1 rRNA gene is annotated in these 1,699 nt (G+C 49.7%); it reads right to left on the reverse strand.

The window, feature by feature from the left end:
* Window positions 1–23 precede the first annotated feature (23 nt).
* Window positions 24–1,582, reverse strand: a 16S ribosomal RNA gene (locus FC19_RS08780).
* Window positions 1,583–1,699 lie beyond the last annotated feature (117 nt).

The following is a 1,699-nucleotide window of genomic DNA, read 5'->3' on the forward strand; positions in this document are numbered from 1 at the left end:
GCAGGTTTCCGTAATATCCTTAGAAAGGAGGTGATCCAGCCGCAGGTTCTCCTACGGCTACCTTGTTACGACTTCACCCCAATCATCTGTCCCACCTTAGACGGCTGGCTCCAAAAGGTTACCTCACCGGCTTTGGGTGTTACAAACTCTCATGGTGTGACGGGCGGTGTGTACAAGGCCCGGGAACGTATTCACCGCGGCATGCTGATCCGCGATTACTAGCGATTCCGACTTCATGTAGGCGAGTTGCAGCCTACAATCCGAACTGAGAACAGCTTTAAGAGATTAGCTTGACCTCGCGGTCTTGCGACTCGTTGTACTGTCCATTGTAGCACGTGTGTAGCCCAGGTCATAAGGGGCATGATGATTTGACGTCATCCCCACCTTCCTCCGGTTTGTCACCGGCAGTCTCACTAGAGTGCCCAACTAAATGCTGGCAACTAGTAATAAGGGTTGCGCTCGTTGCGGGACTTAACCCAACATCTCACGACACGAGCTGACGACAACCATGCACCACCTGTCATTCTGTCCCCGAAGGGAACATCTGATCTCTCAGATTGGCAGAAGATGTCAAGACCTGGTAAGGTTCTTCGCGTTGCTTCGAATTAAACCACATGCTCCACCGCTTGTGCGGGCCCCCGTCAATTCCTTTGAGTTTCAACCTTGCGGTCGTACTCCCCAGGCGGAATGCTTAATGCGTTAGCTGCAGCACTGAAGGGCGGAAACCCTCCAACACTTAGCATTCATCGTTTACGGCATGGACTACCAGGGTATCTAATCCTGTTTGCTACCCATGCTTTCGAACCTCAGCGTCAGTTACAGACCAGAGAGCCGCTTTCGCCACTGGTGTTCTTCCATATATCTACGCATTTCACCGCTACACATGGAGTTCCACTCTCCTCTTCTGCACTCAAGTCTTCCAGTTTCCAATGCATGACTTCGGTTAAGCCGAAGGCTTTCACATCAGACTTAAAAAACCGCCTGCGTTCCCTTTACGCCCAATAAATCCGGACAACGCTTGCCACCTACGTATTACCGCGGCTGCTGGCACGTAGTTAGCCGTGGCTTTCTGGTTAGATACCGTCACTGCATGAACAGTTACTCTCACACACGTTCTTCTCTAACAACAGAGTTTTACGATCCGAAAACCTTCTTCACTCACGCGGCGTTGCTCCATCAGACTTTCGTCCATTGTGGAAGATTCCCTACTGCTGCCTCCCGTAGGAGTTTGGGCCGTGTCTCAGTCCCAATGTGGCCGATCAACCTCTCAGTTCGGCTACGTATCATTGCCTTGGTGAGCCATTACCTCACCAACTAGCTAATACGCCGCGGGTCCATCCAGAAGTGATAGCAGAACCATCTTTTAAACAAAGACCATGCGGTCTTTGTTGTTATACGGTATTAGCACCTGTTTCCAAGTGTTATCCCCTTCTTCTGGGCAGGTTACCCACGTGTTACTCACCCGTTCGCCACTCAAAACTTTCGGTGAGTGCAAGCACTCGGTGAAAGTTTTGCGTACGACTTGCATGTATTAGGCACGCCGCCAGCGTTCGTCCTGAGCCAGGATCAAACTCTCATTTTAAAAAGTTTGTGACTCATTAATTTAAATACTAGCGAATTGACTTCGCAAATGTTTGCTCCTATATAAATAGGAGACCCTACACATTTGATTCGTCGAAACTTTGTTCAGTTTTCAAAG

Origin of the sequence: Liquorilactobacillus aquaticus DSM 21051 (assembly GCF_001436755.1) — a bacterium.
GTDB lineage: Bacteria > Bacillota > Bacilli > Lactobacillales > Lactobacillaceae > Liquorilactobacillus > Liquorilactobacillus aquaticus.